Annotated in this window: 27 protein-coding genes and 1 other RNA gene; 16 read left to right on the forward strand and 12 right to left on the reverse strand. The window is 52.2% G+C overall.

Annotated elements, in window-relative coordinates:
- The first annotated feature begins 235 nt into the window (after nt 1-235).
- From BOW06_RS04470 to BOW06_RS04480, 3 genes are read left to right on the forward strand one after another with little or no spacing between them, the layout of a single operon-like run.
- A complete protein-coding gene (locus tag BOW06_RS04470) occupies nt 236-1,360 on the forward strand; it encodes an ATP-grasp domain-containing protein (RefSeq protein ID WP_078461865.1) in 1,125 nt (374 codons plus the stop codon).
- On the forward strand, nt 1,360-2,259 hold the full coding sequence (locus tag BOW06_RS04475) for a TauD/TfdA family dioxygenase (RefSeq protein ID WP_078459672.1): 900 nt from the start codon (nt 1,360-1,362) through the stop codon (nt 2,257-2,259). The genes BOW06_RS04470 and BOW06_RS04475 overlap by 1 nt, the downstream gene beginning before the upstream one ends.
- Nucleotides 2,260-2,318: 59 nt before the next feature.
- Nucleotides 2,319-3,680 (forward strand): class-II fumarase/aspartase family protein, encoded by a 1,362-nt coding sequence (locus tag BOW06_RS04480; protein ID WP_043116406.1) that lies wholly within the window; start codon nt 2,319-2,321, stop codon nt 3,678-3,680.
- A gap of 109 nt (nt 3,681-3,789) precedes the next feature.
- Here BOW06_RS04480 and rpiA read toward each other — a convergent pair whose 3' ends face one another.
- Complete coding sequence (rpiA, locus tag BOW06_RS04485) at nt 3,790-4,449, reverse strand: ribose-5-phosphate isomerase RpiA (RefSeq protein WP_078458255.1); 660 nt, start codon at nt 4,447-4,449, stop codon at nt 3,790-3,792.
- A 70-nt stretch (nt 4,450-4,519) separates the two neighbouring features.
- On the opposite strand from rpiA, the gene ilvA reads away from it, so the two are divergent.
- The gene (ilvA, locus tag BOW06_RS04490; RefSeq protein ID WP_256857795.1) at nt 4,520-6,070 is read left to right on the forward strand and encodes a threonine ammonia-lyase, biosynthetic; all 1,551 of its coding nucleotides are present in this window, start codon (nt 4,520-4,522) and stop codon (nt 6,068-6,070) included.
- A gap of 97 nt (nt 6,071-6,167) precedes the next feature.
- Here the strand turns inward: ilvA and BOW06_RS04495 are convergent, their stop codons facing one another.
- The 5 genes from BOW06_RS04495 to BOW06_RS04515 form a co-directional block, all read right to left on the reverse strand.
- Entirely contained in the window at nt 6,168-6,464 is a 297-nt protein-coding gene (locus BOW06_RS04495; protein ID WP_078461731.1) for a histone, read from the reverse strand.
- 115 nt (nt 6,465-6,579) lie between these two features.
- A complete protein-coding gene (locus BOW06_RS04500) occupies nt 6,580-7,170 on the reverse strand; it encodes a 5-formyltetrahydrofolate cyclo-ligase (protein ID WP_052132066.1) in 591 nt (196 codons plus the stop codon).
- 17 nt (nt 7,171-7,187) lie between these two features.
- Nucleotides 7,188-7,370, reverse strand: a non-coding RNA gene (ssrS, locus tag BOW06_RS04505) — 6S RNA.
- Nucleotides 7,371-7,459: 89 nt separating this feature from the next.
- Nucleotides 7,460-7,780, reverse strand: coding sequence for a cell division protein ZapA (locus BOW06_RS04510; protein WP_043116399.1), 321 nt, complete (start codon nt 7,778-7,780; stop codon nt 7,460-7,462).
- Nucleotides 7,777-7,986 carry a TIGR02449 family protein gene (locus tag BOW06_RS04515; protein ID WP_043116398.1) on the reverse strand — a complete coding sequence of 70 codons (210 nt, stop codon included), beginning with the start codon at nt 7,984-7,986 and terminating at the stop codon, nt 7,777-7,779. Before BOW06_RS04515 ends, BOW06_RS04510 begins: the two co-directional genes overlap by 4 nt.
- Nucleotides 7,987-8,139: 153 nt before the next feature.
- Between BOW06_RS04515 and BOW06_RS04520 the strand changes: the two genes are divergently transcribed.
- The 12 genes from BOW06_RS04520 to BOW06_RS04570 all read left to right on the forward strand — a co-directional run bounded on the left by BOW06_RS04520 (nt 8,140) and on the right by BOW06_RS04570 (nt 19,806).
- Nucleotides 8,140-8,712 (forward strand): UPF0149 family protein, encoded by a 573-nt coding sequence (locus BOW06_RS04520; RefSeq protein WP_043116397.1) that lies wholly within the window; start codon nt 8,140-8,142, stop codon nt 8,710-8,712.
- Nucleotides 8,709-10,025 (forward strand): aminopeptidase P N-terminal domain-containing protein, encoded by a 1,317-nt coding sequence (locus BOW06_RS04525; RefSeq protein WP_179115804.1) that lies wholly within the window; start codon nt 8,709-8,711, stop codon nt 10,023-10,025. Before BOW06_RS04520 ends, BOW06_RS04525 begins: the two co-directional genes overlap by 4 nt.
- 62 nt (nt 10,026-10,087) lie before the next feature.
- Nucleotides 10,088-11,311: a 2-octaprenyl-6-methoxyphenyl hydroxylase gene (gene ubiH, locus BOW06_RS04530; protein WP_043116395.1), complete on the forward strand. Its 1,224-nt coding sequence runs from the start codon at nt 10,088-10,090 to the stop codon at nt 11,309-11,311.
- A complete protein-coding gene (locus BOW06_RS04535) occupies nt 11,308-12,531 on the forward strand; it encodes a UbiH/UbiF/VisC/COQ6 family ubiquinone biosynthesis hydroxylase (protein ID WP_078462831.1) in 1,224 nt (407 codons plus the stop codon). Before ubiH ends, BOW06_RS04535 begins: the two co-directional genes overlap by 4 nt.
- A gap of 86 nt (nt 12,532-12,617) precedes the next feature.
- Complete coding sequence (lptM, locus tag BOW06_RS12910; RefSeq protein ID WP_143555776.1) at nt 12,618-12,776, forward strand: LPS translocon maturation chaperone LptM; 159 nt, start codon at nt 12,618-12,620, stop codon at nt 12,774-12,776.
- Complete coding sequence (lysA, locus tag BOW06_RS04540) at nt 12,776-14,023, forward strand: diaminopimelate decarboxylase (RefSeq protein ID WP_078453952.1); 1,248 nt, start codon at nt 12,776-12,778, stop codon at nt 14,021-14,023. Before lptM ends, lysA begins: the two co-directional genes overlap by 1 nt.
- 356 nt (nt 14,024-14,379) lie before the next feature.
- Entirely contained in the window at nt 14,380-15,222 is an 843-nt protein-coding gene (gene dapF / locus BOW06_RS04545) for a diaminopimelate epimerase (protein ID WP_043116391.1), read from the forward strand.
- Entirely contained in the window at nt 15,219-15,893 is a 675-nt protein-coding gene (locus BOW06_RS04550; RefSeq protein ID WP_052132065.1) for a DUF484 family protein, read from the forward strand. Before dapF ends, BOW06_RS04550 begins: the two co-directional genes overlap by 4 nt.
- Nucleotides 15,890-16,855: a tyrosine recombinase XerC gene (xerC, locus tag BOW06_RS04555; protein WP_052132064.1), complete on the forward strand. Its 966-nt coding sequence runs from the start codon at nt 15,890-15,892 to the stop codon at nt 16,853-16,855. The genes BOW06_RS04550 and xerC overlap by 4 nt, the downstream gene beginning before the upstream one ends.
- 62 nt (nt 16,856-16,917) lie before the next feature.
- Nucleotides 16,918-18,249, forward strand: coding sequence for a tRNA (N6-isopentenyl adenosine(37)-C2)-methylthiotransferase MiaB (gene miaB / locus BOW06_RS04560; RefSeq protein WP_043116389.1), 1,332 nt, complete (start codon nt 16,918-16,920; stop codon nt 18,247-18,249).
- Complete coding sequence (locus BOW06_RS04565; RefSeq protein ID WP_078459685.1) at nt 18,246-19,217, forward strand: PhoH family protein; 972 nt, start codon at nt 18,246-18,248, stop codon at nt 19,215-19,217. Before miaB ends, BOW06_RS04565 begins: the two co-directional genes overlap by 4 nt.
- Nucleotides 19,195-19,806: a DNA-3-methyladenine glycosylase I gene (locus BOW06_RS04570; protein WP_043116385.1), complete on the forward strand. Its 612-nt coding sequence runs from the start codon at nt 19,195-19,197 to the stop codon at nt 19,804-19,806. Before BOW06_RS04565 ends, BOW06_RS04570 begins: the two co-directional genes overlap by 23 nt.
- Before the next feature lie 115 nt (nt 19,807-19,921).
- Here the strand turns inward: BOW06_RS04570 and hslO are convergent, their stop codons facing one another.
- Genes hslO through BOW06_RS04600 form a run of 6 tightly spaced genes read right to left on the reverse strand, consistent with a single transcriptional unit; the run spans nt 19,922 to nt 25,038 of the window.
- Nucleotides 19,922-20,584, reverse strand: a complete 663-nt coding sequence (gene hslO, locus BOW06_RS04575; RefSeq protein WP_230209584.1) for an Hsp33 family molecular chaperone HslO — start codon at nt 20,582-20,584, stop codon at nt 19,922-19,924.
- Nucleotides 20,568-21,038: an OsmC family protein gene (locus BOW06_RS04580; protein WP_043116382.1), complete on the reverse strand. Its 471-nt coding sequence runs from the start codon at nt 21,036-21,038 to the stop codon at nt 20,568-20,570. The genes hslO and BOW06_RS04580 overlap by 17 nt, the downstream gene beginning before the upstream one ends.
- 20 nt (nt 21,039-21,058) lie before the next feature.
- Nucleotides 21,059-21,832, reverse strand: a complete 774-nt coding sequence (locus BOW06_RS04585; RefSeq protein ID WP_043116380.1) for a dienelactone hydrolase family protein — start codon at nt 21,830-21,832, stop codon at nt 21,059-21,061.
- A gap of 45 nt (nt 21,833-21,877) precedes the next feature.
- The gene (locus BOW06_RS04590) at nt 21,878-23,656 is read right to left on the reverse strand and encodes an SLC13 family permease (RefSeq protein WP_078459686.1); all 1,779 of its coding nucleotides are present in this window, start codon (nt 23,654-23,656) and stop codon (nt 21,878-21,880) included.
- 15 nt (nt 23,657-23,671) lie between these two features.
- Nucleotides 23,672-24,121 (reverse strand): NfeD family protein, encoded by a 450-nt coding sequence (locus BOW06_RS04595; protein WP_043116377.1) that lies wholly within the window; start codon nt 24,119-24,121, stop codon nt 23,672-23,674.
- The gene (locus tag BOW06_RS04600) at nt 24,121-25,038 is read right to left on the reverse strand and encodes an SPFH domain-containing protein (protein WP_043116779.1); all 918 of its coding nucleotides are present in this window, start codon (nt 25,036-25,038) and stop codon (nt 24,121-24,123) included. Before BOW06_RS04600 ends, BOW06_RS04595 begins: the two co-directional genes overlap by 1 nt.
- Between the last annotated feature and the right edge of the window lie 113 nt (nt 25,039-25,151).

Raw genomic sequence — 25,151 nt, forward strand, 5'->3', positions numbered from 1 at the left:
ATTAAAACGCCCAATCAAGTATTTTTCGGGATTAACCCATCCGTTGCACTAGTGAGTTGAATCCGCGGGGAAAAACTGCCACAATCTGACTGAATAACAGACAACTTCACGGCCGGGTAATTCACTCTTCAGTCGAGACGATGGTTATAACTATAGAGTCTATTGTTTTCGAACCTGATAAAATCAGCAACAACAGACACCCGTCACGCAAGTTGAGAGATTAGTATTAACTAATATGAGTAAAAAAACTCACGTCCTTCCGTCACTCAGTTATAGCCTTAAGCAGACCACCCCTGCAAAACAGGCTCGTACACCAGCCAAAAGGCCTGTGATGTTGCACATCAAGGGAGTGCCAGACTCAAACTCCATCCTGGTCCAGCATTTTGATCCCGAACTCGGCGCCTTCGTCTACGCCTACAATGGAAACCTGAGCATGCTTGCAGACGAGCACCTGGAAGGACTTGAACACCATCCACTGGTGCTGGGTGGCGCAAGCCCCAAACGTGCCGAGATCCCCAGGGTCGATTTCGCATTTAACTATATTAGTGATCCAGACCTGAGTAGCAAAGCGCTCGAAGCCGCCATTGAGTTCGTTGATAGTAACGGGATTCCCTGTCTTAACCACCCTGCCAAGGTTAAGCAAACATCGAGGGATCGACTCTACCAGAATCTTGGCCATATGGATGGCATCGTGATACCCAAAACCCTGCGAGTCGCCCCGCACTACAGCAGTGATATCCAGGAGATCATCGAAAGAGGCGATATCAGCCTTCCGATCATCGTCCGACCTGCCGGCGGGCACGACGGTCTGGATATGTTGCTGCTGAAATCACTGGATGACATCCCCAAACTGGAGTGCTTTGCCCTTGATGGCAGAGACTACTACCTGATCGAGTTCCATGATTACCGAAGCAATGACGCTCTGAACCGGAAATATCGCTGTTTATGGATTAATGGAAAGCTCTACGCGCGGCACCTGATCATAGACAAGGAGTGGAACATTCACGGCAGGAACCGGAAAAACCTTATGCAGCACGATAAAACGCTGCAGCAGGAAGATGTTGCTTTCCTTGAGGACCCGGAAACAGTATTGGGAACTGGACGATGGAATCTCCTCTCAAAGTTCTGCAAATCAACAGGTCTCGACTACTGTGGTATCGACTTTGCCGTGAAACAGACAGGCGAAATCCTTGTTTTCGAAGCCAACCCTGCAATGAACACCTCAAAAACCAAGAGCGATAATGCAGCATATATCGGCAAATACTGGCTTGAGCATGAAAAGGTCAAGATCCAGATGCTTAAAGAGATGGCGAAACGTGTACAGGGTGCAGGCGACTCGGTCGGCAACAACATCCAATAATGCGCATCCATATTCTTAAGCAAACGCCAGATGAAACCATAGACTTCGCAAGGCTCTATTCTGCATACCAGAAACACGGTGCCATTCTCTTGCGTGGTGGAACAATGAACCTGGAAAAATTTGAAGCCATCGCAAATTATTTCTGCGACAGGTTTCATCATGTTGGCGGGCGATCTGCGATGCGCCAGGATCAAGGCGATGGATTTACCACCGGTGTATGGGCTGGCAACATGGATAAGCTTGCGCACACGGAAGGCTCATACAGACCTGCAATCCACCGCCCAGATACAGCCTTTTTCTGTTGTGTTGTTCCGCCATCCGCCAGTGGAGGCGAAACGACGCTGTTCGACGGTGCCGAGATGCTGCAGCATCTGCCAAAGGATCTTGCCAGGCGCTTCAGGGAACAAGGCATCATTTATGAAATGACATGGCAGCCTGAGCGCTGGAGTGCCGAGTTCGATGTTGAGAATGAAGTACAACTCAGGGAATACCTGGCACGTTTTCCTGAGGCTCGTTACTCACTGGAGAATGGTACCCTGCACCTGTTTTATTCAGCTCCTGCAATATTCAGCGTGGATGGCGTCGATGCCTTTGCCAATAGCATATTGAATCATCTACCAGCAATCGACCATCCCGCCTACGCTCACTCAACTATCTATACAAAACCAAGCAATCGTGTCAGTTTCGGCGACGGCGAACCCCTGAGCAGCGAAGTATACAATCAGCTGATTGATGTGCAGGACAAGGTTATCTACAAGCACCAATGGCAAAAACATGATGTCGTCATCATTAACAATTTACGCTATATGCATGGCCGCACCATGACATCGGAAGAGTGTGAAAGAACACTACTCAGCCGTTTTGGAAAAACAGCCCAACGCCATAGGGCAGATGCCTGATTGGAAAATGGCGTTATCATGAAGATATTGAATCATTTCGGCTAATACAGCAGAGTGGCATGGAACAGATCAGAGACTCGCAGTTTTTTGGTGACAGCTTCGGCACAAATGAATCACGTGCAATATTCAGTGACCTTGCACGATTTCAGCGGTGGCTGGATGTCGAGGTAGCACTGGCAAATAGCCAGGCCGTACTAAACATTATCCCGAAGTCAGCTGCGACCGAGATAGAACAATCAGCCCGGCTGGAGAATTTTGATCTCGAGTACCTGAAGAGAGAATTGGCACTTTCGGGTCATTCGCTTATTCCTCTCCTAAAAGCCTTTCAAGCTGTTTGCGAACCGGAGGCCTCCAAATATATTCACTATGGCGCTACGACCCAGGATATTCAGGACACTGCCCAATCCATTGAAATCCTCAGCGCCTCCAACCTGATCGAACGGGAATTGACCGAGATCTGCCTGATTCTTCAACAGCTGGCCGAAAACAACAAGAGCATCGTCATGGTTGGGCGCACACATGCACAGGCGGCGCTCCCGACAACGCTGGGGCTGAAATTCGCCACCTGGCTGGATGAAACAGCCAGAAACCTTGTACGTTTGCAGACGAATCGTGACACAGTTTGTGTCGCACAGTTATTCGGTGGTGTTGGAACCATGTCTGCATTCGAGGGGAAAGGCATGCAATTGCTTGAGGTTTTTTCCGACCAGCTCGAGCTTCAGGCCCCATCTACTGCCTGGCATACAAGCCGTGATCGTGTCGTCGAGTTCATCTCAACAATGGGTTTGATATCAGGCGGATTAGCTCATATCGCCAATGAAATTCTGCAATTGGCAAAAACCGAAATTGGAGAACTCCAGGAGCCATACAAAGAAACAGCTATCGGCAGTTCAACCATGCCCCACAAGGTTAATCCGGAAGCAAGTGAACAAGTCATTACGCTCGCTCACCTGGTTAAAAGCAATGCCTCACTGGCTTTTGACTCACTTGTCAATGAACACGAGCGGGACTATCGAACCTTGCGCCTCGAATGGGTGACCCTGCCCGATTCTGTCATCTACACAACCGCTGCACTGAAGCTGATGAAGAGCATTCTGTCTGGCTTGAGAATTAAATACGAACGTATTGCCGAAAATGTTTCACGGGAAGCTCAATCAATCTGCTCTGAAGCGCTCATGTTTGCATTGTCAGATGAACTGGGTAAATCAGTCGCTTTTGATGTTGTAAGAGAAGCGTACGCGCAAGAGAAGATGTCAAATGAAGAGCTCGTGGATCACATCATGGCAAGCCCACATGCTAGGGATAAGGCACTCGACAAAGGCGCTCTTCTGGCTTCATTAAATCCGGATAATTATATTGGAGAGGCGGAAAAGATCGTCGATTCAGTCCTGGAAAATACGGCATCGATTAATAATAGATAGCCGCAAAGAACACAGGCTTCTATATAGGCAACAGCTTGGCCTGTCGTCCATATAGAAAGCTGTGAATTCAGGTCTGGTCGACCACCGTTCCATGAGTGATATTAGCTATCTACGGAGTAATGACCCTTGCTCCAGCCTCATCACCAAGAATCAGCACATCTGCACCACGGCTGGCAAACAGCCCAACGGTGACCACGCCAACGATATTGTTGATCTCGGTCTCCATCTTGATTGGCTCCATGATCTCCATGCCGTGCACATCAAGAATCACGTTGCCGTTATCGGTAATGAAATCCTCGCGCAGTACCGGGTTTCCCCCCAGCTTGACCAGTTCACGAGCAACATAAGAGCGCGCCATCGGGATCACCTCTACTGGCAGAGGGAACTCACCAAGGCAGCTGACCAGCTTTGAGGCATCGGCGATACAGACGAACTGCTTACTCGCCGCAGCGATGATTTTCTCGCGCGTCAATGCACCGCCACCACCCTTGATCAGCTCAAGCTGGTGATTGGATTCATCGGCACCATCCACGTAAACCTCAAGTTCACCGACGCTGTTGAGGTCGAGCACCTGCATGCCAATCGCCTTAAGTCTTTCTGTCGACGCTTCAGAACTCGATACTGCACCATCGAAACGCCCCTTGACGTCAGCAAGAACATCGATGAAATGGTTAACAGTGGAGCCCGTGCCCACACCCAGTACACCGCCTGATGGCAAAAATTCGACTACCTTTTCGGCCGCCTGTCGCTTAAGTTGATCCTGGTTCATAAATTCACTTTTCGTTTAGTCTCTGAATTAGTCTATGATAGCTCTGTAGCCGGTTACTTGTCATGCTGCACTGGTACATAAACGAGTCACAATGCCACAAAGATATCTTGAAAAAATTCTGCGCGCACGCGTCTACGACGTTGCCATCGAAACTCCGCTTGACCATGCGCCACGGCTCTCAAGCCGCTTGAACAACAATGTTTACCTGAAACGTGAAGACCTTCAGCCCGTTTTCTCGTTCAAGCTTCGCGGTGCCTACAACAAGCTCTACCAGTTAAGCGATGAACAGCGCAGCAAGGGCGTTATAGCTGCCTCCGCTGGCAATCATGCGCAAGGCGTGGCCCTGTCAGCGCGCAATCTGAAAATTGCCGCTACCATCGTCATGCCGAAGACAACACCGGCGATCAAGGTGCAGGCCGTGCGCTCACATGGTGCCAGGACAGTTCTGTTTGGCGATTCATACGACGAAGCCTATGCCCATGCCATGGAGCTCTCCGAGGAGAACCAACAGACCTTCCTGCATCCTTTCGATGACCCTGACGTCATCGCAGGACAGGGAACGATCGGCATGGAGATACTGCGCCAGATGCCTGAGGCACCAGACCGCATCTATATTCCAGTTGGCGGCGGCGGGCTGATTGCCGGCATCGCGGCCTACGTTAAGTATCTTTATCCGAAAACCAAAATCATCGGCGTCGAACCTGAAGATTCTGCGACTCTTCACACTTCGCTGAAAAAAGGTCGGCGTACCAAGCTCAAGGAAGTCGGGCTATTCGCAGATGGCGTCGCGGTACGTATGATCGGCAAGGAGACCTTTCGCATAGCGAAGAAACTGGTTGATGACGTGGTACTGGTGACAACTGACGAAACCTGTGCCGCTATCAAGGATATTTTCGAGGAGACGCGCACCATTGCCGAACCGGCAGGCGCACTCTCAATCGCCGGAATGAAAAAAGATATTGCCGAAAACAGTCTCGAGGGACAACATCTTGTTGCGATCGAGAGCGGAGCGAATGTCAATTTTGACCGCCTGCGTCATATCGCAGAACGCGCTGATTTCGGAGAACAAAAGGAGGCTCTGTTTGCGGTCAAGATTCCCGAGGTGCCTGGCAGTTTCCTCAAGTTCTGTAAATTGCTCGGCAAACGTTCAATCACCGAGTTCAACTACCGCTATGCTGACAGCCAGGAGGCGCATGTCTTCTGTGGTATCGAACTGACTGGAGGTGACGATGAACGCCAGCTACTGATCGACAAGTTGAATGAGAAAGGCTACGAAGTTCAGGACCTGACCGACAACGAGGCGGCCAAGCTACATATCCGTTATATGGTTGGTGGACATGCGCATGGAATCGAAGATGAAAAACTCTTCCGCTTCCAGTTTCCCGAGCGCCCGGGTGCCCTGCTTGAGTTCCTGACGCGCCTCGGACATCGCTGGAATATCAGCCTGTTCCATTACCGCAATCACGGTTCAGCTTATGGACGTGTTCTGGTCGGGATCCAGCTTCCCGGGACGGAAGTCAAGGATTTCACGGCATCGCTGGACAAGCTTGGCTACCGTTACTGGGAAGAGACAGACAACTCTGCCTATCAGCTTTTTGCGAGCACCGTTAGCAAGCCGTAGAGCTCATCTAGCACTGCGTCAGCAGTCACCATTGTTGGTTGTGCGGATGAACGTCGCCCGGCGCTTTTAGACGCCGGGCGCATTTCACCGCTGTTGACTAGCGCTTTTTTCTGGTCGCCTTCTTCTTGGCGGCCTTCTTCTTGGCAACTTTTTTCTTAGCTGCCTTTTTCTTTGCAACTTTCTTCTTGGTCGCCTTCTTCTTTGCTACCTTTTTCTTCGCAGCCTTTTTCTTTGCTACTTTTTTCTTAGTCGCCTTTTTCTTGGCAACTCTTTTCTTTGCAACTTTCTTTTTTGCTACTGGTTTCTTTGCTGCTGCCTTACGTGCAACAACCTTCTTCTTTGCAGCGGCCTTCTTCTTCGCTGCCTTCTTCTTCGCGGCTTTCTTTACTGCCATATCGACCCCCTCTACTTGATGCAATAAACAGTTCTTTCAAAACAAGTATAGTCACCTTGTTAGCTAATACTAGTTAGGTTATTGCCTATTAATCAAGTGTTTATTCATTTTGTTTTTATCTTCGAAAGATTTTCTTCTCTGTAATTACTATATCCAGTGCTATATCCCAGGCCCTGTTATCAACTGTTTCAAGTTGCTGTAAAGCATGCGCTATTCCAACAAGGCGAGGCTTTCGCCAGCTATTTATATGGCGAAATGAAAATGTGCGGTCATAGTAGCCACCCCCCATACCGATGCGATAACAACGATCATCAAAGCCAACAAGCGGTGCAATAACAAGATCAATCGATCTTGTATCAACAACTGCATATTTGCGCGCAGGCTCTTTAATTCTAAATTGGTTTGGTTGCATTCGTGCATTAACAGGCCAATCACGAAACAGAAGATGCCCATGACGGAATGGATGCAACACGGGCAATACAAGTCGTTTGTTCAACTGGCGTGACAACTGAATGATTGAATCAGTTTGTAACTCGCCATCATTATCAAGATAAACAGCAATCGTTCTTGCCCGCTGAAACCAGGGGTGACGCATGAGTTGTCGTGCAACTGCCTTGCCATGTAAACGTTGCTGAATTGATGTAAGTGCATTGCGTTGATGACGCAATGACTGGCGAAGTTGGCGGGGTGTTTTTATTGCTGTCATATAGAGATGGAGAAAAGGGCGAACCCGCAAATAGCGATGTCGACATCAGTTCCTGAACCTTGCGGTTCAAGGGGGAACTTCATTGCTGCTTTAGGCTTTCCGCTCAAGGCGGACATGCACACTGTCAGCAGGTCACATTCCCAGGATGTTTTTAAGGCTCAAGAAAATACTTAGCCAACTGTCGCGTATCACAGAGAACGCCCCTTAAAACTAATCATATTCCTTTTTTTACCGCGCGTCTCGCCAGATTGGAAAAAATGATGTTGCAGGGTGGAGTCGATAGAATTGTTTATAGTTCGAGCTGGTTGCTCTCGTTGAGCGCGGCCTCGACCTTCTCACGCACACTGCGCAGTCGCGGCGTAATGTCGTCCGCAACACTCTCTTTTTCGGCTTGGGCCTGTAACATCTCATGGGTAATATTCAGCGCAGCCATTACGGCAACGTGTTCGTTACTGATGATGCGGCCACTTGTCCGGATTTCGCGCATCTTCTGATGCAGGTACTGGGCAGACGCCTGCAACTCCTCTTCTTCATCAGGCGCGCAGGCAACCATGTACTCTTCACCAAGTATGGTGACGGCGATTGGTTTATTCTCTTTGGATCTACTCACGTGTGCTCTTCCAGTGACTTGAGGCGCGAGATCATGGCTTCGACACGACCACGTGCCATTTCAGTTTTTTCGATCAATGCTGCGCGCTCTTTCACCATCACTTCCTGGCGATCACGCAGCATACGATTCTCTGACTTGAGATGACGACACGCATCGATTAACTCATCGACACGTGATTCCAGTGCATTGATTTCCTGTTCAGACATAATCTAGACCCACCCTTTAATAGGAAAACTATAGTGAGCATCTGGAGCCCGGTCAATGGTTTTCCTTGTATTCTTCATAACAATACTACATCCATTTGCTGCATAATAACCTTCTGGCGATAGCAAACAAACTAGTGGATAACTGGACAGACCGTGACCGATACACTCGAATATCAAACAATCAACGATGTTCTCGAACGTGCAGAACTCGAACTCGATGCCTCGCAGGCGCATGGACTTGTGTGCGGATTAATCTGCGGGGACTTCCCTAGTTCACTGCAGCACCTCAATCAGGAACTGATGGGCGGCATGGATGAAAACGACTCTCTCACACAGGAGTGTCGGCGCATGCTGACGCAAATGCATGGCATCACCAAGGATTTGATGGATGATGTCGAGTTACGCTTTCACCTGTTGCTGCCCGACGACCCCGAGGAGATGCCCGCACGCGCAAAAGGTATCGTCGACTGGTGCCAGGGATTTCTGTTCGGTTATGGCATCAATGCCGGCGAACAACACAAGCACCTGTCAACTGATGCACTCGGTGCACTGGAAGATATCAGCGAGTTCACCCGCATGGATCTTGCCGAGTTTGAACATCTCGATGAAGAAGACCAGGAATCACTGCAGGACCTCGAGGAATACCTGCGCATGGCGACCCTGATGATCTACGGCGATATCGCAGCACAACAGGAGGAACCGGATAACGAGGAGGAGCTGCACTGATGTCGATTCCCGCCTCGGAGTTCAAGCGCCGCCGCAAACAGTTAATGCGCATGATGGACAAGGATTCGATAGCTATCATCCCGACAGCACAGACCTATATCCGTAATCGTGATGTCGAACACCCGTTTCGCCCTGACAGCGACTTTCACTACCTCACCGGCTTTTCCGAACCAGATGCAGTCGCTGTACTGATTCCCAACAGGAAGTCTGCAGAATACATTCTCTTCTGCCGCGAGAAAGACCCCGAGCGTGAACTCTGGGACGGCCTGCGCGCCGGCCTCGAAGGCGCAACAGAGATCTACGAAGCGGATGATGCCTTTCCGATCGACAGCCTGGACGAAATTCTGCCGCGCATGCTGGAGCAGTGTGAACGCGTCTATTACGCAATGGGGTGCAATCACGAGCTTGATCACCGCATGTCTGAATGGATTGGTCAGTTGCGAGCACGCACTCGCACGGGAGTGCACGGACCGCTCGAATTTATTGCCCTCGACCATTACCTGCATGATATGCGTCTCTATAAGAGCCGTTCTGAACAAAAAGTCATGCGTGCGGCTGCAAAAACATCGGCAAAGGCACATATCGCCCTGATGAAACAGTGCGAACCCGGCATGCATGAATATCAGCTACAGGCAGAGTTTGCCTACCAGTGCGCGCAAAAAGGCGCCACTTCGCAAGCTTATCCGTCGATTGTCGGTGGTGGTAACAACGCCTGCATCCTGCACTACACGGATAACAGCGAACCGCTCACAGACGGCGACCTGGTTCTGATTGACGCAGGCTGTGAAAACGCCTGCTACGCATCGGACATCACCCGCACATTCCCCGTCAACGGCACATTCAGTGAGCCACAGCGGCAACTTTACCAGCTGGTTCTCGATGCACAGAAGGCAGCATTGGAACAGATCAAACCGGGAAATCACTGGAATGATCCGCATGATGCAGCAGTCAAGACAATCACCCATGGACTGCACGAGCTCGGGCTACTCAAGGGCAAACCGGATGCACTGCTGAAAGAGTCTGCTTACACAAAATTCTACATGCACAAGACCGGACACTGGCTCGGCATGGATGTTCATGATGTCGGCGACTACAAGATCGATGGACAGTGGCGCATGCTCGAGTCTGGCATGGTTCTGACCGTCGAACCCGGCATCTATATCCCTGTCGGCAGCAAGGGCGTCGCCAAAAAATGGCAAGGTATTGGCATCCGTATCGAGGATGATGTACTGGTCACGAAGCAGGGTTATGACATATTATCGAAAGATGCACCCAAAGAGATCGACGAGATAGAGGCCCTGATGGCCTCCTGATCACTTCTGTCATACACCGCCAGCAAGCGCATGACGACTACAGTGAAACGGATCAAAACGAGATGTCCGACGTAAAAGAGTTTGACCTTCTGATCGCAGGTGGCGGCCTCGCAGGCACCAGTATTGCCTGTGCCCTCGACAGTGTTGGCATCAGCACTGCCATCATTGAGTCCGTCGCCATGGACGCAAGCAGCCAGCCAAGTTTCGATGATCGCGCAATTGCTCTTTCGTGGGGCAGCAGGCGTATTTTCGAGGGCATTGGCATCTGGGATGCGATTGCAACCACTGCAACGCCAATTAACCACATTCATATTTCCGAAAAGGGACGTTTCGGACAAGCCCATCTGGATGCGCAGGAAGAGTCGGTCGAGGCACTTGGCTATGTCGCACTGGCACGTGATATCGGTCATGCACTCCATCAGCGCATGCTCGACAGCAAGGTACATCGCTTCTGCCCTGCAACCCTGGTCGACTTCAAAGTGGATGACGAAAGGGTAACCACCACGATTGAAGCCAATGGTGAAACTGAAACTGTCACGGCCAAACTGCTGATCGCAGCCGACGGCAAGGAGTCAGGCATTCGCCAGGCGCTGGGCATCGAAAGCCGTGAATCCGCCTATAACCAGGCAGCTATTGTCAGTAACCTGCTGCCGGGCAAACCACATGAAAATATCGCCTATGAGCGCTTCACTAACGAAGGGCCGCTGGCGCTGCTGCCAATGACCGACAACCGCTTCGGCGTGGTATTAACGGTGCCCCAGGAAGAGGTAGAAGAGTACCTTGCCCTGGATGATGCCGCTTTTATCGAAGAGGTTCAGAAACGCATCGGCTTTCGCTGCGGACGCTTTCAGCAGGCAGGCAAGCGCGCCTCCTACCCATTAGTACTGATGCGTACGGACGCAATCACTGCACAACGTGTTGCGCTGGTCGGCAATGCCGCGCATGCACTACACCCGATATCCGGCCAGGGATTTAATCTTGGCCTGCGTGATATCGCCGCGCTGGTTGATGTCATCACAGATGCAATCAGGCAGGATGAAGACCCGGGTAGTGATGCCGTATTGCAGAAGTACGCCGAGTGGCGCAAACAGGATGTGCGCAGTATCACGCTCGCCACCGATGCTCTTGCTCGTATTTTCAGCAACCCGCTGGTAGGTGTTGGCACAGGGCGCAGCGCTGGCCTCGTTGCAACAGACCTGTTGCCCGGATTGCGTCACCGCATCGCAAAACATGCGATGGGGGTCCTTGGCAAGCAGCCAAGACTCGGACGAGGACTGCCCTTATGAAGAAATCATCCACACACAATAGCCAGGTCGCCATTGTCGGCGGTGGCATGGTTGGCGCCGCATCTGCCTGTGGTCTTGCAGACCTCGGGCTTGACGTCACCCTGATTGAACACAATCGTCCCGATTTCGACTGGCCACAGGATGAGATTGACCTGCGTGTCTCCGCCATTAACAAGGCCTCCCAGCACCTGCTGGAAAATCTTGGTGCCTGGCAGTTGATTGACGACAGGGATGCGGTCGCCTATAGCGAAATGCGTGTATGGGACAGTCTCAGCAGTGAAATTCATTTCGACAGCGCTGATATCGGGGAACCCGATCTCGGCCACATACTTCAAAACCGGGTGATTCAGCGCGCCCTGTGGCAGGCGATGGAAAAGAGACCCGGCATCACCGTACTTTCACCCTGTTCCGTCACAGATTTGCAGCCGTCACCAGAGAAAATCACCCTGCAACTGGATGACGATGCATCACTGGAGAGCGAGCTGCTGGTTGCTGCAGATGGTGCCCGCTCACGTATGCGCGATGAACTGGGAATCGGTTTCAGTGAATTCGATTTTCAGCAAACAGCCGTGGTGACAACGGTGCGTCTTGCACAGGGACACGCTGAGACCGCGTGGCAACGTTTCTTGCCCGAAGGGCCGCTCGCCTTTCTGCCTATATCCACCGATCAGTGTTCAATTGTCTGGTCAACCACGGCGGACATCGCCGAAAAACTGGTGGAAATGGACGATGCGGCATTCTGTGTCGCACTTAATGAGGCAGTCGAGGGACGTCTGGGTGAGATTACAGAAACCTCTCAACGTGCGCGTTATCCGCTGCGCTCAATCCATGCAGAAAGTTACATCAGTAGCCATGCCGCTCTCGTCGGCGATGCCGCGCACCAGATTCACCCGCTTGCCGGCCAGGGCGTCAACCTCGGTTTTCGTGATGCCGGCGCATTGATCGACACGGTTGCCAGCCAGCTCGAACGCGGCCGTCCGATCAGTAATGAACAAGGCCTGCGTGCATACGAACGTACACGCCGCGGCGATAACCTGCTGATGCAGAAAAGCATGGAAGGCTTCAATCACCTCTTCAGTAACGATAACAGCTTGCTGAAACTGTTTAGAAACGGGGGGCTAGCTGCCACGCAGCGACTGCCTCTCATCAAAGAGGGCTTCATGCAACATGCGCTTGGCACCTCCGGAGAGATTCCAAGCCTGTGTAAAAAAGCGATGTAGGAGCGGCGTGAGCGCCAGAGATAGAGCCCTACAATGAAGGATGAATTAAGGGTAGAATTGCCTCACGAACAACCGGAACATACGCCATGCACTGTTATTCACGCTATCTCTTCATCATCCTTGTCGCCATTCTCGGCATAGGCAACATGCTCAGCGGATGTGGCAGCAAGGGAGCTCTCTACCTGCCTGAATCATCACAATCCGGGCAAGCCAGTCAGCCTGTCGTCAAGCCGGCCGGAAACTGATGGATCATTTTGAATACAAGGGCGGACAACTGTTCGCCGAGGGTGTTGCTGTTGCCGAAATTGCGCAACAGTATGGAACCCCGTGCTATGTCTATTCGCGCGCAACCCTGGAGCGTCACTGGCACGCTTTCAATGACGCCTTCAACAACCACCCGCACCTGATCTGTTTTGCGGTCAAGGCCAACTCCAATCTAGGCGTTCTCAATGTCCTGGCTCGTATGGGCTCAGGCTTTGACATCGTCTCTGTCGGTGAACTCGAACGTGTCCTTGCTGCCGGTGGTGATCCGAAGAGAGTGGTTTTTTCCGGTGTCGGCAAACGCTCGGACGAAATGCGCCGTGCGCTCGAGGTCGGCATTCATTGCTTTAATGTTGAATCTGAAGCCGAACTGCAACTACTCAACCAGGTCGCGCTTGAGTGCGGTACAAAAGCCCCGGTATCACTGCGCGTCAATCCGGATGTTGATGCAGGCACGCACCCCTACATCTCGACCGGACTGCGTGAAAACAAGTTCGGTGTGCCCGTCAGTGAGGCCAAGCGCCTTTACCACGAGGCAAAAGAGCTTGCCGGACTCGACCTCGCCGGTATCGATTGCCATATCGGCTCGCAGCTGACTGAGCTGACCCCGTTCCTCGATGCCCTCGATCGCATTCTCGCATTGATCGATGAACTGGCGGCTGACGGAATCAAGCTGCGCCATATCGATCTTGGCGGCGGTCTCGGTGTGCCCTATACAGATGAGCAGCCACCATTGCCACACAACTATGCTGAGGCGGTACGCGATCACATCACTGCACGCGATCTCGAGGTTATCCTTGAGCCGGGACGCGCCATTGCTGCCAACGCAGGTATCCTGCTGACACGCGTGGAGTACCTCAAGCCAACAGAAGAGAAAGACTTCGCCATCGTCGATGCAGCCATGAACGACCTGCTGCGCCCGTCACTCTACAACGCTATTCAGCAGATTATTCGTGCTGATCAAAACGCGCAAGGGCGTGACGGCCTATACGATATCGTAGGGCCGGTATGCGAAACCGGGGATTTCCTCGGCAAGAGTCGCAGCCTGTCACTAGCTGCAGGGGACCTGCTGGCAGTTCGTTCCAGTGGTGCCTACGGTTTCACCATGAGCTCCAATTACAATTCGCGGCCGCGCGCAGCAGAAGTGATGGTCGATGGGGATCAGGTTTATGTTGTACGTGAACGCGAGACGATTGAATCGCTGTTCGCTGGTGAGCAAACTCTCCCCTGAGAACGACACCTGAACAGCGCGGACTCTCCGTTATCGGCGCCCGTGTGCAGCGCAGGACATCACAGATGAAGCGAAAAACTGTTTGAGCGATCGAAGATCGAGAGTTTTACTTCGTGATGTGCAGGGAAGCACAAATGCCGCGAGCGCAGGATGCGCAAGAGCGGTCGCTGTGATGGCCAAGTTGCGCACGATCAGGCGCCGGTAAGGAGCTGTTTCTTTGCCTACTTTCTTGTCAGCACAAGAAAGTAGAGTGGGTGCGAGCCACCGCGCGCTTTCAACATCAAACTGTCGCGCAGCGACACAAAAAAACACCAACTGCGCAAGTCAAGAACTCCAAATTTTGCTATCTTTCAGAAATGGAACTGCAATTCACAAAAATGCACGGCCTCGGGAATGATTTTGTCGTCTTCAACGCGATAGATCATCCACTCGAACTGAGCCCAGAACAGATTCGTCAGCTTGCCGATCGTCACTTCGGCATCGGCTGCGACCAGGTTCTGCTTGTCGAGGCGCCGCGTGACCAGGAAACTGACTTCTACTACCGCATCTACAATGCCGATGGCGGCGAAGTCGAACAGTGTGGTAACGGTGCGCGCTGCTTCGCGCGCTACGTGCATGACAAGGGACTGACAGACAAGGCCACTATCCCCGTCGGTACTGCTCGCGGCCCAATCACGCTGGAGCTGGAAGAGAATGACCTGGTGCGCGTTAACATGGGCACACCGCAATTCGACCCGGCCAGCCTGCCCTTCACCACCGAAAGCACCGCTGACAGCTACATGCTTGAGGTCGGCAGTGATCGCGTTGAAATCGGCGCCGTGTCGATGGGTAATCCACATGCTGTACTGCTGGTCGGCGATACCGATACGGCAGATGTTGAACACCTGGGACCACTGATCGAATCACATCCCGCGTTTCCGAATCGCGTCAATGCGGGTTTCATGCAGGTTGTGGACCGCTCACGCATTCGTCTGCGCGTCTATGAGCGCGGCAGCGGTGAAACCCTCGCCTGTGGTACGGGCGCCTGCGCAGCTGTTGCCCACGGGATACGCCAGGGCCTGCTGGACAGATGCGTAACGGCTGAATTGAGGGGTGGAGAGCTTGTGATATGCTGGGATCAAGAGGATGAACCGGTGTGGATGAGCGGTCCTGCCACATCGGTTTTTGAAGGAACTATAACAATAGAAGACGAGTTATGAGCGATACACCATCATTTGAACAAGAGATTCTCGATTTCCTTGAAGCCAACCCGGCTTTTCTCGACGGGCATCCGGACATTTTGCAGAAACTGCACCTCACACACGAGGCGGGAGCAGGAACAGTTTCGCTGATCGAACGTCAGAACAGCTCCCTGCGTCAGAAACTGGACGACACCCGTAAACAGCTCGAGTCGCTGATCAAGGTGGCGCGTGAGAACGACATTCTGAATCGTCGTTTGCACGAACTGACGCTAACACTGATTGAAGCCGGTTCTCTCGATACCCTGCTGGATACCCTGCTCGACGATTTGCGTGAGCAATTCCAGGCTGATGCAGTCGAGGTCAAGCTCTTCTCTGCCAGTGAACTCGAACAGGCTGTCAACGAAGGTAAACCTGGACCTGTGCTGTTCGAGGATTTCATGCAGAATGGCAAACCTCGCTGCGGTCTGCTGAAAAGCGAACAGATGCAATACCTTTTCAGTGAGAATGCACAGGAGACAGGCTCTGTTGCCATCATCCCGCTGCGTCATGCCAATACCGAGGGAATCCTCGCCATTGGCAGTCACGACAACCAGCGATTTCACCCGGGAAAGGATACCGAGCTACTGCAACGCCTTGGTGAACTCGCCAGCTATGCCATCTCGCGCTTTCAACAGTCGGATGACAGATGAGTGAAGGCGACAACAACTCCCGGCAGGCAATAGCCAGGGAACTGGTTGAACGCTTTCATGACTATCTCGCCTACGAAAGGCGCCTCTCTCCACGTACACTCTCTGCCTACCAGGGCGATATCGAACGCTTTCGCGAATGGCTCCGGCAAGCGGATGTCAGCCATCCGAAGGAGATTACACAGCACCATGTACGCGCCTACGCTGCCTGGCGCCACCGTAACGGCACAACCGCGAAAAGCCTGCAGCGTGTACTCTCAAGCCTGCGTGCGCTATTCCGATTCCTGATTCGTGAAGGTGTTACCGGCATCAATCCGGCAGAAGGCGTGCGTGCACCGAAAATTGCCAGGCGCCTGCCCAAGTCACTGGATGCCGACCAGGTCAACCAGCTACTGACGATCCGTGAGACCGATCCACTTGCCTTGCGTGATCGTGCCATGCTCGAGTTGCTCTATGCTTGTGGCTTGCGCCTGGCTGAACTGGTGTCACTTGATGTCAATGATATCCCCTCAGAGGACAACCAGCTTGAGGTTACCGGCAAGGGCAGCAAAACCCGCCGTATCCCCCTTGGACGCATGGCACGCGATGCTATTGATGCATGGCTGAAAGTACGTGGCGATATGGCAAAAGAGGGTGAAACTGCTCTCTTCACCGGCGTTCGCGGCAGCCGCATCAGTCCCAGAATGGTTGAGAAATGTGTTGCCGAACGTGCCGTCAAACAGGAGACCAACAGGCACCTGACTCCTCACATGCTGCGCCACTCCTTTGCCTCTCATCTGCTCGAATCTTCCGGTGATCTGCGTGCCGTGCAGGAGTTGCTCGGGCACGCAGATATCAGCACCACTCAGATCTATACCCACCTCGATTTCCAGCACCTGGCCCAGGTCTACGACAAGGCGCATCCGCGTGCACGGCGGAACAAGGAAAGTGATGAGACTCCTGCCGAGAAGGAAAACGGCAAGTAGGGGAAACCTCTGATGCTGAATTGCCGTATAATTGCCGCCCTGTTGATAAAACATGAACTTACATGAGCGGTAAAATTTACATCCAGACCTTCGGTTGCCAGATGAACGAGTATGACTCGGACAAAATGTTCGATGTCCTGCGTGAGTCACACAACCTGGAACTGACAGACACTCCTGAAGAAGCTGACGTGCTACTGCTGAACACCTGCTCAGTGCGCGAAAAGGCGCAGGAAAAGGTGTTCCACCAGCTTGGTCGCTGGCGTCCACTGAAACAGAAAAATCCTGATCTCGTTATTGGTGTTGGTGGTTGTGTTGCGAGCCAGGAAGGCGATGCCATAACCAAACGCGCGCCCTTTGTAGACCTCGTCTTCGGACCCCAGACCCTGCATCGCCTGCCGATGATGCTGGACAGCATCAGGAGTGAAGGTGGGCACCAGGTTGATGTCAGCTTCCCTGAAATCGAGAAGTTCGACCGCCTTCCCGAGCCGCGTGCCGAGGGACCCACAGCGTTTGTCTCCATCATGGAGGGCTGCTCCAAGTACTGTACCTTTTGTGTTGTACCCTACACACGCGGAGAAGAGATCAGCCGACCCTTTGATGATGTACTCGCTGAAGTCGCACAACTTGCTGACCAGGGAGTACGTGAAGTCAACCTGTTGGGACAGAACGTGAATGCCTACCGAGGCAAGATGCATGACGATGAGATCGCAGATCTTGCACTGCTGATCCGCTATGTTGCTGCAATTGATGGTATTGATCGCATCCGCTTCACCACCTCGCATCCTGTCGAGTTCAGTGATTCGCTGGTCGATGTCTATGCAGATGTACCCGAACTGGTCAGTCATCTTCACCTGCCTGTTCAGAGTGGTTCGGACCAGATTCTTATGCGCATGAAACGCGGCCATACCGCGTTTGAATACAAGCAGAAAATTCGCCGTCTACGTGAACTCCGCCCCGATATGAGCATGTCGTCCGACTTCATCATCGGTTTCCCCGGTGAAACCGATACCGATTTCGAACAGACAATGAAACTGATCGAGGAGATCGACTTCGACCACTCTTTCAGTTTTATCTACAGCCAGCGCCCCGGTACGCCTGCCGCTGACTATACCGACGACGTGCCCATGGAAGCCAAGCAGGCACGCCTGCAACGCTTGCAGCAGGCGATCAACAGTAATGCGCAACGCTTTAGCAGGCAGATGGTCGGCACCACACAGCGTGTACTTGTCGACCGCCCTGCGCGCAAGGATCCGGACGAAATTTCCGGGCGTACCGAGAATAATCGCGTGGTCAACTTCAAGGGATCACAAGAACTGATCGGACAATTCGTCGATGTACGTATTACGGAGGCCTTTCCCAACTCGCTACGCGGCGAGATGGCAGACAAGCAATGAATGACCACCCAACAACACTGCAACTGGCACTCGAGCCACAGGATAACGAGCGTCTATCAAATCTCTGTGGTCCGCTCGAGGAACACCTGCACCAGATCGAGCGCCAGCTCGGCATAGAGATCAATAATCGCGGCCATGATTTCAGCCTGGTTGGTCCGGACAGTGCGGTCAATGCAGCTGAAGAGCTGATCACTGAACTCTACCGTGATACCGCAAATGAAGCCCTGGATGCAGAGCGCACCCACCTTGCCCTGCAACAGGCCGGTATAGAAGAGTTACTCGTCAAAAAGCCTGCACATGAACCGCAGGAGGTCGTGATAAAAACCCGCCGCGGCATGGTGCGTGGACGCGGCCCTAACCAGAAAGAATACCTCCACAAGGTCGTGACGCACGACATCAACTTCGGTATCGGACCGGCAGGAACAGGTAAAACTTTTCTCGCTGTTGCCTGTGCCGTGGATGCACTCGAACGCCAGACCGCACGCCGTATTCTGCTTGTACGTCCGGCTGTCGAAGCGGGTGAGAAGCTCGGCTTTTTACCCGGAGATTTGAGCCAGAAAATCGACCCCTACCTGCGTCCGCTTTACGATGCCCTGTATGAAATGCTCGGATTTGAACGCGTACACAAGTTGATTGAACGCAATGTTATCGAGGTCGCACCCCTGGCCTACATGCGCGGGCGTACACTCAATGAATCCTTCATCATTCTCGACGAGGCACAGAACACCACCACCGAGCAGATGAAAATGTTTCTCACACGAATCGGTTTCGGATCCACCGCAGTCATTACTGGTGACATAACCCAGGTTGACCTGCCGACAGGCAAACGATCAGGACTGCGTGAGGCGATTGATGTACTTGCAGATATCGATGGCATCAGCTTCACCTTTTTCAACTCACATGACGTAGTGCGTCACAAGCTGGTGCAAAAGGTAATCGAGGCTTATGAGCAAAAAACGGACGACTGATCTTACCCGGCGTTGTACATGGTGCGGTGATGATCCTCTCTATGTCGCTTATCACGATAGCGACTGGGGCGTGCCCGTACACAATGACAGGAAGCTCTTCGAAATGCTGACCCTCGAGGGGGCGCAGGCAGGGCTCAGCTGGATCACCATTTTACGCAAGCGGGAAAATTACAAGCTGGCTTTCGATAATTTCGATATCGATAAAGTCTCCGCTTATGACGACAGCAAGTTCGAGAGCCTGATGGGCGATGCCGGTATTGTGCGTAACCGCCTGAAGATCAGTTCTACCATCGACAATGCACGTGCAGTACAGAAAATCCGCCAGGAGCACGGCTCACTCGATGCCTTCTTGTGGAGTTTTGTAAATGGCGAAACACAACACAACAAGTGGAAAACCGTTTCAGATATACCGGCACAGACAGAGCTGTCCGTACAGCTCAGCAAGGCACTGAAAAGTTACGGCTGCCGCTTTGTCGGCCCAACTATCTGTTATGCATTTATGCAGTCGATTGGCATGGTCAATGACCATACGACTGACTGTTATAGACACCGGGAATTAATTACCCTAATGGGATCAGGTTCCACCTGAATTTATTCGTCATCCCCGCGCACGCGGGGATCCGAACAGTACATCAGATCCCGGTTCTTCACCAAGTAAAGACCGGGATGACGGTTTATGGAATGCAACACACAAACTCGATTTGTTACTGGCCCTTCTCCGCAGGCATGGCATCACTGAAAAGCGCAGCAACATCAACTGCATCAAAATTGTATTTTGCCATACAGAAATCACAGTGTGTCTCAACAACATCCATCTCTTCGAGCAGGCTTTCCACCTCCTCCTTGCCCATATTCAGCAACAGACCTGCAGCCATACCATCGATACTCGTCAACCATAGCTGTGTTGGCAACTGCTCTGATTGAGTGAAATAGGTTTTCAATGTCTCTGCAATTGAATCGCCTTTAAGTTCAACTATGCCCTGGTAACGCTCACTACCCTGTGCATCAATAGTGATCACCATGCGTCCCTGGCCGACAAGCTCAGAAAAACCGGCAGCGGTTTCAAAGCTGTCATCATAATGTGCCAAACCGCGGACAGTATTATCACTGTTTGCCTGGGCAATCAGTGTTCGCATCGGGCCATCACCTTCAACCTGCATGATCAAGGCGCCGTCAAGCTTGATGGTAGATGCAAGCAGCGCAGCTGCTGACAGTGCCTCACCCAGCTGCGCCTTGATTTCCCGCGGATAATCATGGTTCTCAAGCAGTGCCTTGAAACTGCTATCAAGCCGTACCAACTCACCCCTGACACCCATAGTGTCAAACAGGAAACGTTGCTGCAGATCTGCTTCAGGCTTCATCTTCATTCTGGTAGACCACCTCACCTTCACTGTTCTCAACTTCGACCGTGATCGGGATACCCTGCCGAATCGAGTCTGTGACCACGCAGAAATCCTCGAACAGTGCGAGGCAACGCTTCGCCTTTGCTGCATTGGAGAGATCCTCCGACATTTTCAGCTTGATACTCATGCCACCAATGCGAAGACGCTTCTTTTCATTGCGTACTATCGTTGCCGTCACCTCGGTAGTCACACTGCCGGGCAATGGTTCACCGCGATTAATACAATGAAGGAGGCTCGCGCTCAAACAGTTGGCTGCCGAGACAGCCAGCAGGCGTGAGGGATTGGGACCGGCCAGCATGCCCAAAGGAGGTGGCTCATCGACAATCATGTCGTCGAGTGCTTTTTTATCGAACTTCACCTTGAACTCGTAATCCTCAAGGTGTTCAAGCGTCAGCGTGAAACGCGCCTGCTCTGACATTAGTTTTTTCTCCTACCGGTTTATAAAGTCTGTTTAAATAATTCAAGGGTACGCTGCCAGGATGCGGCATCCGCATCTGCATCATACTTCAGGTTCTCAATACCATATTTAGCAGCATCCGGATTGGTAAATGAGTGCCTGACGTCACCACCAAAGATCACCATTTCCCAGTCCGCATCTGCCTCTTCCAGCTTGTTCTGAAAATTGCTGACAACCTCGGGGGCGACGAACTTATCACCGTGGCCATGAAACATCATGACTTTCGTACCAATCTTACCCTTGACCGATTCCGGTGCCGCAGGAAGCGAGGCATGATAACCGACTACAGCTTTCGCTTCCGTGCCTGAATAGGCCATTTGTAAGATCGTACCACCGCCAAAGCAATAGCCGATGGCAGCCATTCGCTGCGGATCAACCAGGCCACTCTTCTTGAGCTGCTCAAGTCCAAGCGCTGCACGCTCCTGCCATCCATCGACATCTGCAGTCACTTCCAACATCCACTCTTTCGCCTGGGCTGGTTTATCAGTAACTTTTCCGGTACCGTACATATCAGCCGCAAAAGCAACATATCCCGCCTCTGCCAGCATACGTGCTCTTGTTTTTGCATAATCGTTCAGACCCCACCAGGCGTGTATCACCATGACGCCAGGACCATTGCCCTTCTTTGCATCATCCCAGTAGAGGTGACCGGTCAGTTTTTCCCCATCATGTTCGTATTCCACCGTCTTTGTTTGAACTTCTGCCTGAACCGGCATTGCCAACAAAAGCGTCATCACTGTAATCAGTCGCTTCATCCTCATTCTCCTTTTTTGTAATAAGTCAGGCTTTATACTTTTTTATTAAAACCACACCATCATAATCAACGGCACCGCCACGGCTACGATTATCACCTCGAGCGGCAAACCCATACGCCAGTAATCGCTGAACTTGTAACCGCCAGGGCCCATGACAAGGGTATTTGACTGATGCCCGATCGGGGTCAAAAAAGCGCAGGATGCGCCCACCGCCACTGCCATCAAAAAGCCGTCGGCAGAAACACCCAGTTGCTGGCTGATACCGACCGCAATTGGTGCCATTACCAGTGCCGTAGCCGCATTATTGATGATATCGGACATGAACATTGTCACCACCAGTACCAGCGCAATTATCCAGTAAAGCGCCATTCCTTCAGACCAACCAGTCAGGTTGCTTGCAACCAGTTCTGTCATACCGGTGGTTTCAAGTGACTTGCCGACAGGAATCATGGCACCCAGCAGGACAATCACTGGCCAGTCGACTTCATCATAGAGTTGATGCACCGGTAGCATGCCAATCACAATATAGCCGAATATAGCGAGCAGAAAGGCGAGGTACAGCGGCATCAGCTCGAACAGACCAAGACAGATAGCGACAATAAAAATTATTAGCGACAAGCTGGCATTTCTGCGTTGCCCCAGTGAGATATCCCTTGGCGCAAGCGGCAACAGAGAGAGGCGCTGCAACTGCTCATCCATTTCGTCACGCCGCCCCTGCAGCAACAGAACGTCACCTATCCTGAAGCGGATGTGACGCAGGCGCTTGCGCAAGTTTTCACCATGTCGAGAAAGCCCGACCAGCGAAAGATTGTCACCACTCTCCCTGCGCAGAAACCTGACATTACGATTCACCAGTTTTGACTGGGCCGATACGATACCCTCGAAAAATTCGAGTTCCTGGGGATCAATATGTTCAACATCACTTGCCGATGCTGCCCTCAGCTGCAGTCCGTAACTATCCAGTACCGGCTGCAGATCCTTCGCTTTTCCTGAAGCAATCAGGACATCTCCTTCCTGAAAACGAAAACCCGGTGGCATAGGTTGCACGCCCTGCGCCTTACCTAGCAGACCGACCAACTGGATATCCCATCCCTCTTCGAGCATGACCGGCCGCAGGTAACGCCCTATCAGCGGCGACTCGGGAAGTATCTCGAGTTCAGTCAGGTAATCACCCACATCAAACAGCTGATCGGGAATATTTTTTTCGAGTCTCTCCCTGGGCAACAGTCGCCAGCCGATAATGATGACAAAAAGAAAGCCGGCAACTGCCACGGGCAATCCTACCCACGCAAAGTCGAACAGTTTGAAAGCCGCCTCGCCAGTCAGGTCGGAACGCATTGTAGCGATAATAATATTCGGCGGCGTACCGATCAGGGTTGTCATACCACCGAGGATGCTGCCGAAGGCTAACGGCATCAGGAGCATTGCCGGTGAACGTCCTTGCTGTTTCGCTGTTGCAATTGCAACAGGCAGCATCAGTGCCAGCGCACCAACATTATTCATGAATGCCGATGCCACCGTCACCACCAGAGTCAGGGATGCAATATGCAACATCGGATGTTTTGTCAGCGGAGCAAGACCGCCGGTAATCAGGTCTACAACACCGGCACGCTTGAGTGCATGACTGATGATCAGCACGGCAGCAACTGTTATCACCGCCGGGTGACCAAATCCGGAGAATGCCTGCTCAACAGGTACCAGCCCAAGAAGCGTTGAAAAGACCAGTGCGGACATGGCAACCAGGTCATGCCTCCAGCGCCCCCAGGCAAACATGATGAACAACAGGAGCAGAACAGCGCTGATCAGCCACTGGTCATGTGTCATATTCTATCTTCCTGTTCAGTCGATCAATTCGACCTTTAGTGTCGAGCCTTGTGATCCAATGATACGAACCTTCTGACCGGTAGCCGCATCAGGCCCGGTCACTTTCCATGTGGTTTCACCAAGGTGAATACGCCCGGTACCGTTGACGATCGGGGTCTCAACAACAGCCATTTTCCCGACCAACTCGACACCGCGCTCATTCAGTGCAGGCTGCTCGCTCTCGATCGGGTGACGCTTGAACCAGCTACGACCGATAAGAATCGAAGCGACACTCAGCACCGCGAACAGCAAGAACTCCATCTCCCAGCTCATTTCGATCGCGAGCGCAGCCAGTGCTGTGATTGCTGCCGCGAAGCCCAACCACATAAAGAAGGCTGCGGGTGAGAATATCTCCATTATCAGAAACAGCACGGCAACGATAAGCCAGTGCCACCAGTTCATGGAATCGAACAATCCTTCCATCATCAGGCTTCCTTTTTCTCAGCAAGTGCAGTTTTGGCCACTTCGGCGATGCCGCCAATTGAACCTATCAGGCTCGAGGCTTCGAGTGGAATCATGATCAGTTTCTGGTTCTCGGCCGTTCCTATGGTCTGCAATGCCTCGGTATATTTCTGGGCGATGAAGTAATTGATCGCATTGACATCACCTTTCGAGATCGCGTCTGAGACCACCTCGGTCGCCTTCGCTTCAGCCTGCGCCAGGCGCTCGCGACCCTCGGCCTCACGGAAGGCTGCTTCACGCTCACCCTCTGCATGCAGTATCTGCGACTGCTTTTCACCTTCTGCACGCAGAATTTCCGCCTGGCGAAAACCCTCGGCATCGAGAATGTTGGCACGTTTTTCACGCTCGGCTTTCATCTGGCGACCCATCGCCTCGACCAGGTCTTGCGGTGGATTGATATCCTTGATCTCGATACGCGTAATCTTGATGCCCCATGTTCCGGCCGCCTCATCGACAACCGACAGTAGGCGTGAGTTGATCGCATCACGATTGGAGAGCAACTCGTCAAGATCCATCGAGCCAAGTACCGTTCTAATATTGGTCATTGCCATCTGCAGGATGGCGCGGTACATATCGTTAACCTTGTAGGCGGCACTGGCAGCATCCATCACCTGGAAAAAAACCACGCCGTCAGCTGTGACCATTGCGTTATCGCGCGTGATTACCTCCTGCGACGGCACATCCAGTACCTGTTCCATCATGTTCATCTTGGCACCAATGCCATCGATGATCGGAATAATGACATGAAAACCGGGCTTGAGCGTGCGGGTGTACTTCCCCAGCCTTTCAACCGTGTACTCAGATCCCTGCGGCACTCGCTTCGCGCCAAGCATGACGATAACGAAGGCAAGTACGACGGTGACAACAGTAAACATCTCCATTTCCATACCCATTTTTCCTGTCTCTCCTATTGATGATGACTTTCTGGAACAAAGCAGCGATTATTTGCGGTTGAAACTACCGTTCCAAGCGACACTGATTTCATTTTATGGCA

Origin of the sequence: Solemya velum gill symbiont, assembly GCF_002020255.1 — a bacterium.
GTDB lineage: Bacteria > Pseudomonadota > Gammaproteobacteria > Chromatiales > Chromatiaceae.

What these genes read in the sequence shown, in the direction of transcription:
- BOW06_RS04470 (WP_078461865.1), top strand. Translation starts at nt 236, where the DNA reads ATGAGTAAAAAAACTCACGTCCTTCCGTCACTCAGTTATAGCCTTAAG.
- BOW06_RS04475 (WP_078459672.1), top strand. Translation starts at nt 1,360, where the DNA reads ATGCGCATCCATATTCTTAAGCAAACGCCAGATGAAACCATAGACTTC.
- BOW06_RS04480 (WP_043116406.1), top strand. Translation starts at nt 2,319, where the DNA reads ATGGAACAGATCAGAGACTCGCAGTTTTTTGGTGACAGCTTCGGCACA.
- rpiA (WP_078458255.1), bottom strand. Translation starts at nt 4,449, where the DNA reads ATGAACCAGGATCAACTTAAGCGACAGGCGGCCGAAAAGGTAGTCGAA.
- BOW06_RS04495 (WP_078461731.1), bottom strand. Translation starts at nt 6,464, where the DNA reads ATGGCAGTAAAGAAAGCCGCGAAGAAGAAGGCAGCGAAGAAGAAGGCC.
- BOW06_RS04500 (WP_052132066.1), bottom strand. Translation starts at nt 7,170, where the DNA reads ATGACAGCAATAAAAACACCCCGCCAACTTCGCCAGTCATTGCGTCAT.
- BOW06_RS04515 (WP_043116398.1), bottom strand. Translation starts at nt 7,986, where the DNA reads ATGTCTGAACAGGAAATCAATGCACTGGAATCACGTGTCGATGAGTTA.
- ubiH (WP_043116395.1), top strand. Translation starts at nt 10,088, where the DNA reads ATGTCCGACGTAAAAGAGTTTGACCTTCTGATCGCAGGTGGCGGCCTC.
- BOW06_RS04535 (WP_078462831.1), top strand. Translation starts at nt 11,308, where the DNA reads ATGAAGAAATCATCCACACACAATAGCCAGGTCGCCATTGTCGGCGGT.
- lptM (WP_143555776.1), top strand. Translation starts at nt 12,618, where the DNA reads ATGCACTGTTATTCACGCTATCTCTTCATCATCCTTGTCGCCATTCTC.
- lysA (WP_078453952.1), top strand. Translation starts at nt 12,776, where the DNA reads ATGGATCATTTTGAATACAAGGGCGGACAACTGTTCGCCGAGGGTGTT.
- dapF (WP_043116391.1), top strand. Translation starts at nt 14,380, where the DNA reads ATGGAACTGCAATTCACAAAAATGCACGGCCTCGGGAATGATTTTGTC.
- BOW06_RS04550 (WP_052132065.1), top strand. Translation starts at nt 15,219, where the DNA reads ATGAGCGATACACCATCATTTGAACAAGAGATTCTCGATTTCCTTGAA.
- xerC (WP_052132064.1), top strand. Translation starts at nt 15,890, where the DNA reads ATGAGTGAAGGCGACAACAACTCCCGGCAGGCAATAGCCAGGGAACTG.
- miaB (WP_043116389.1), top strand. Translation starts at nt 16,918, where the DNA reads ATGAGCGGTAAAATTTACATCCAGACCTTCGGTTGCCAGATGAACGAG.
- BOW06_RS04565 (WP_078459685.1), top strand. Translation starts at nt 18,246, where the DNA reads ATGAATGACCACCCAACAACACTGCAACTGGCACTCGAGCCACAGGAT.
- BOW06_RS04570 (WP_043116385.1), top strand. Translation starts at nt 19,195, where the DNA reads ATGAGCAAAAAACGGACGACTGATCTTACCCGGCGTTGTACATGGTGC.
- hslO (WP_230209584.1), bottom strand. Translation starts at nt 20,584, where the DNA reads ATGAAGATGAAGCCTGAAGCAGATCTGCAGCAACGTTTCCTGTTTGAC.
- BOW06_RS04580 (WP_043116382.1), bottom strand. Translation starts at nt 21,038, where the DNA reads ATGTCAGAGCAGGCGCGTTTCACGCTGACGCTTGAACACCTTGAGGAT.
- BOW06_RS04585 (WP_043116380.1), bottom strand. Translation starts at nt 21,832, where the DNA reads ATGAAGCGACTGATTACAGTGATGACGCTTTTGTTGGCAATGCCGGTT.
- BOW06_RS04590 (WP_078459686.1), bottom strand. Translation starts at nt 23,656, where the DNA reads ATGACACATGACCAGTGGCTGATCAGCGCTGTTCTGCTCCTGTTGTTC.
- BOW06_RS04595 (WP_043116377.1), bottom strand. Translation starts at nt 24,121, where the DNA reads ATGATGGAAGGATTGTTCGATTCCATGAACTGGTGGCACTGGCTTATC.
- BOW06_RS04600 (WP_043116779.1), bottom strand. Translation starts at nt 25,038, where the DNA reads ATGGAGATGTTTACTGTTGTCACCGTCGTACTTGCCTTCGTTATCGTC.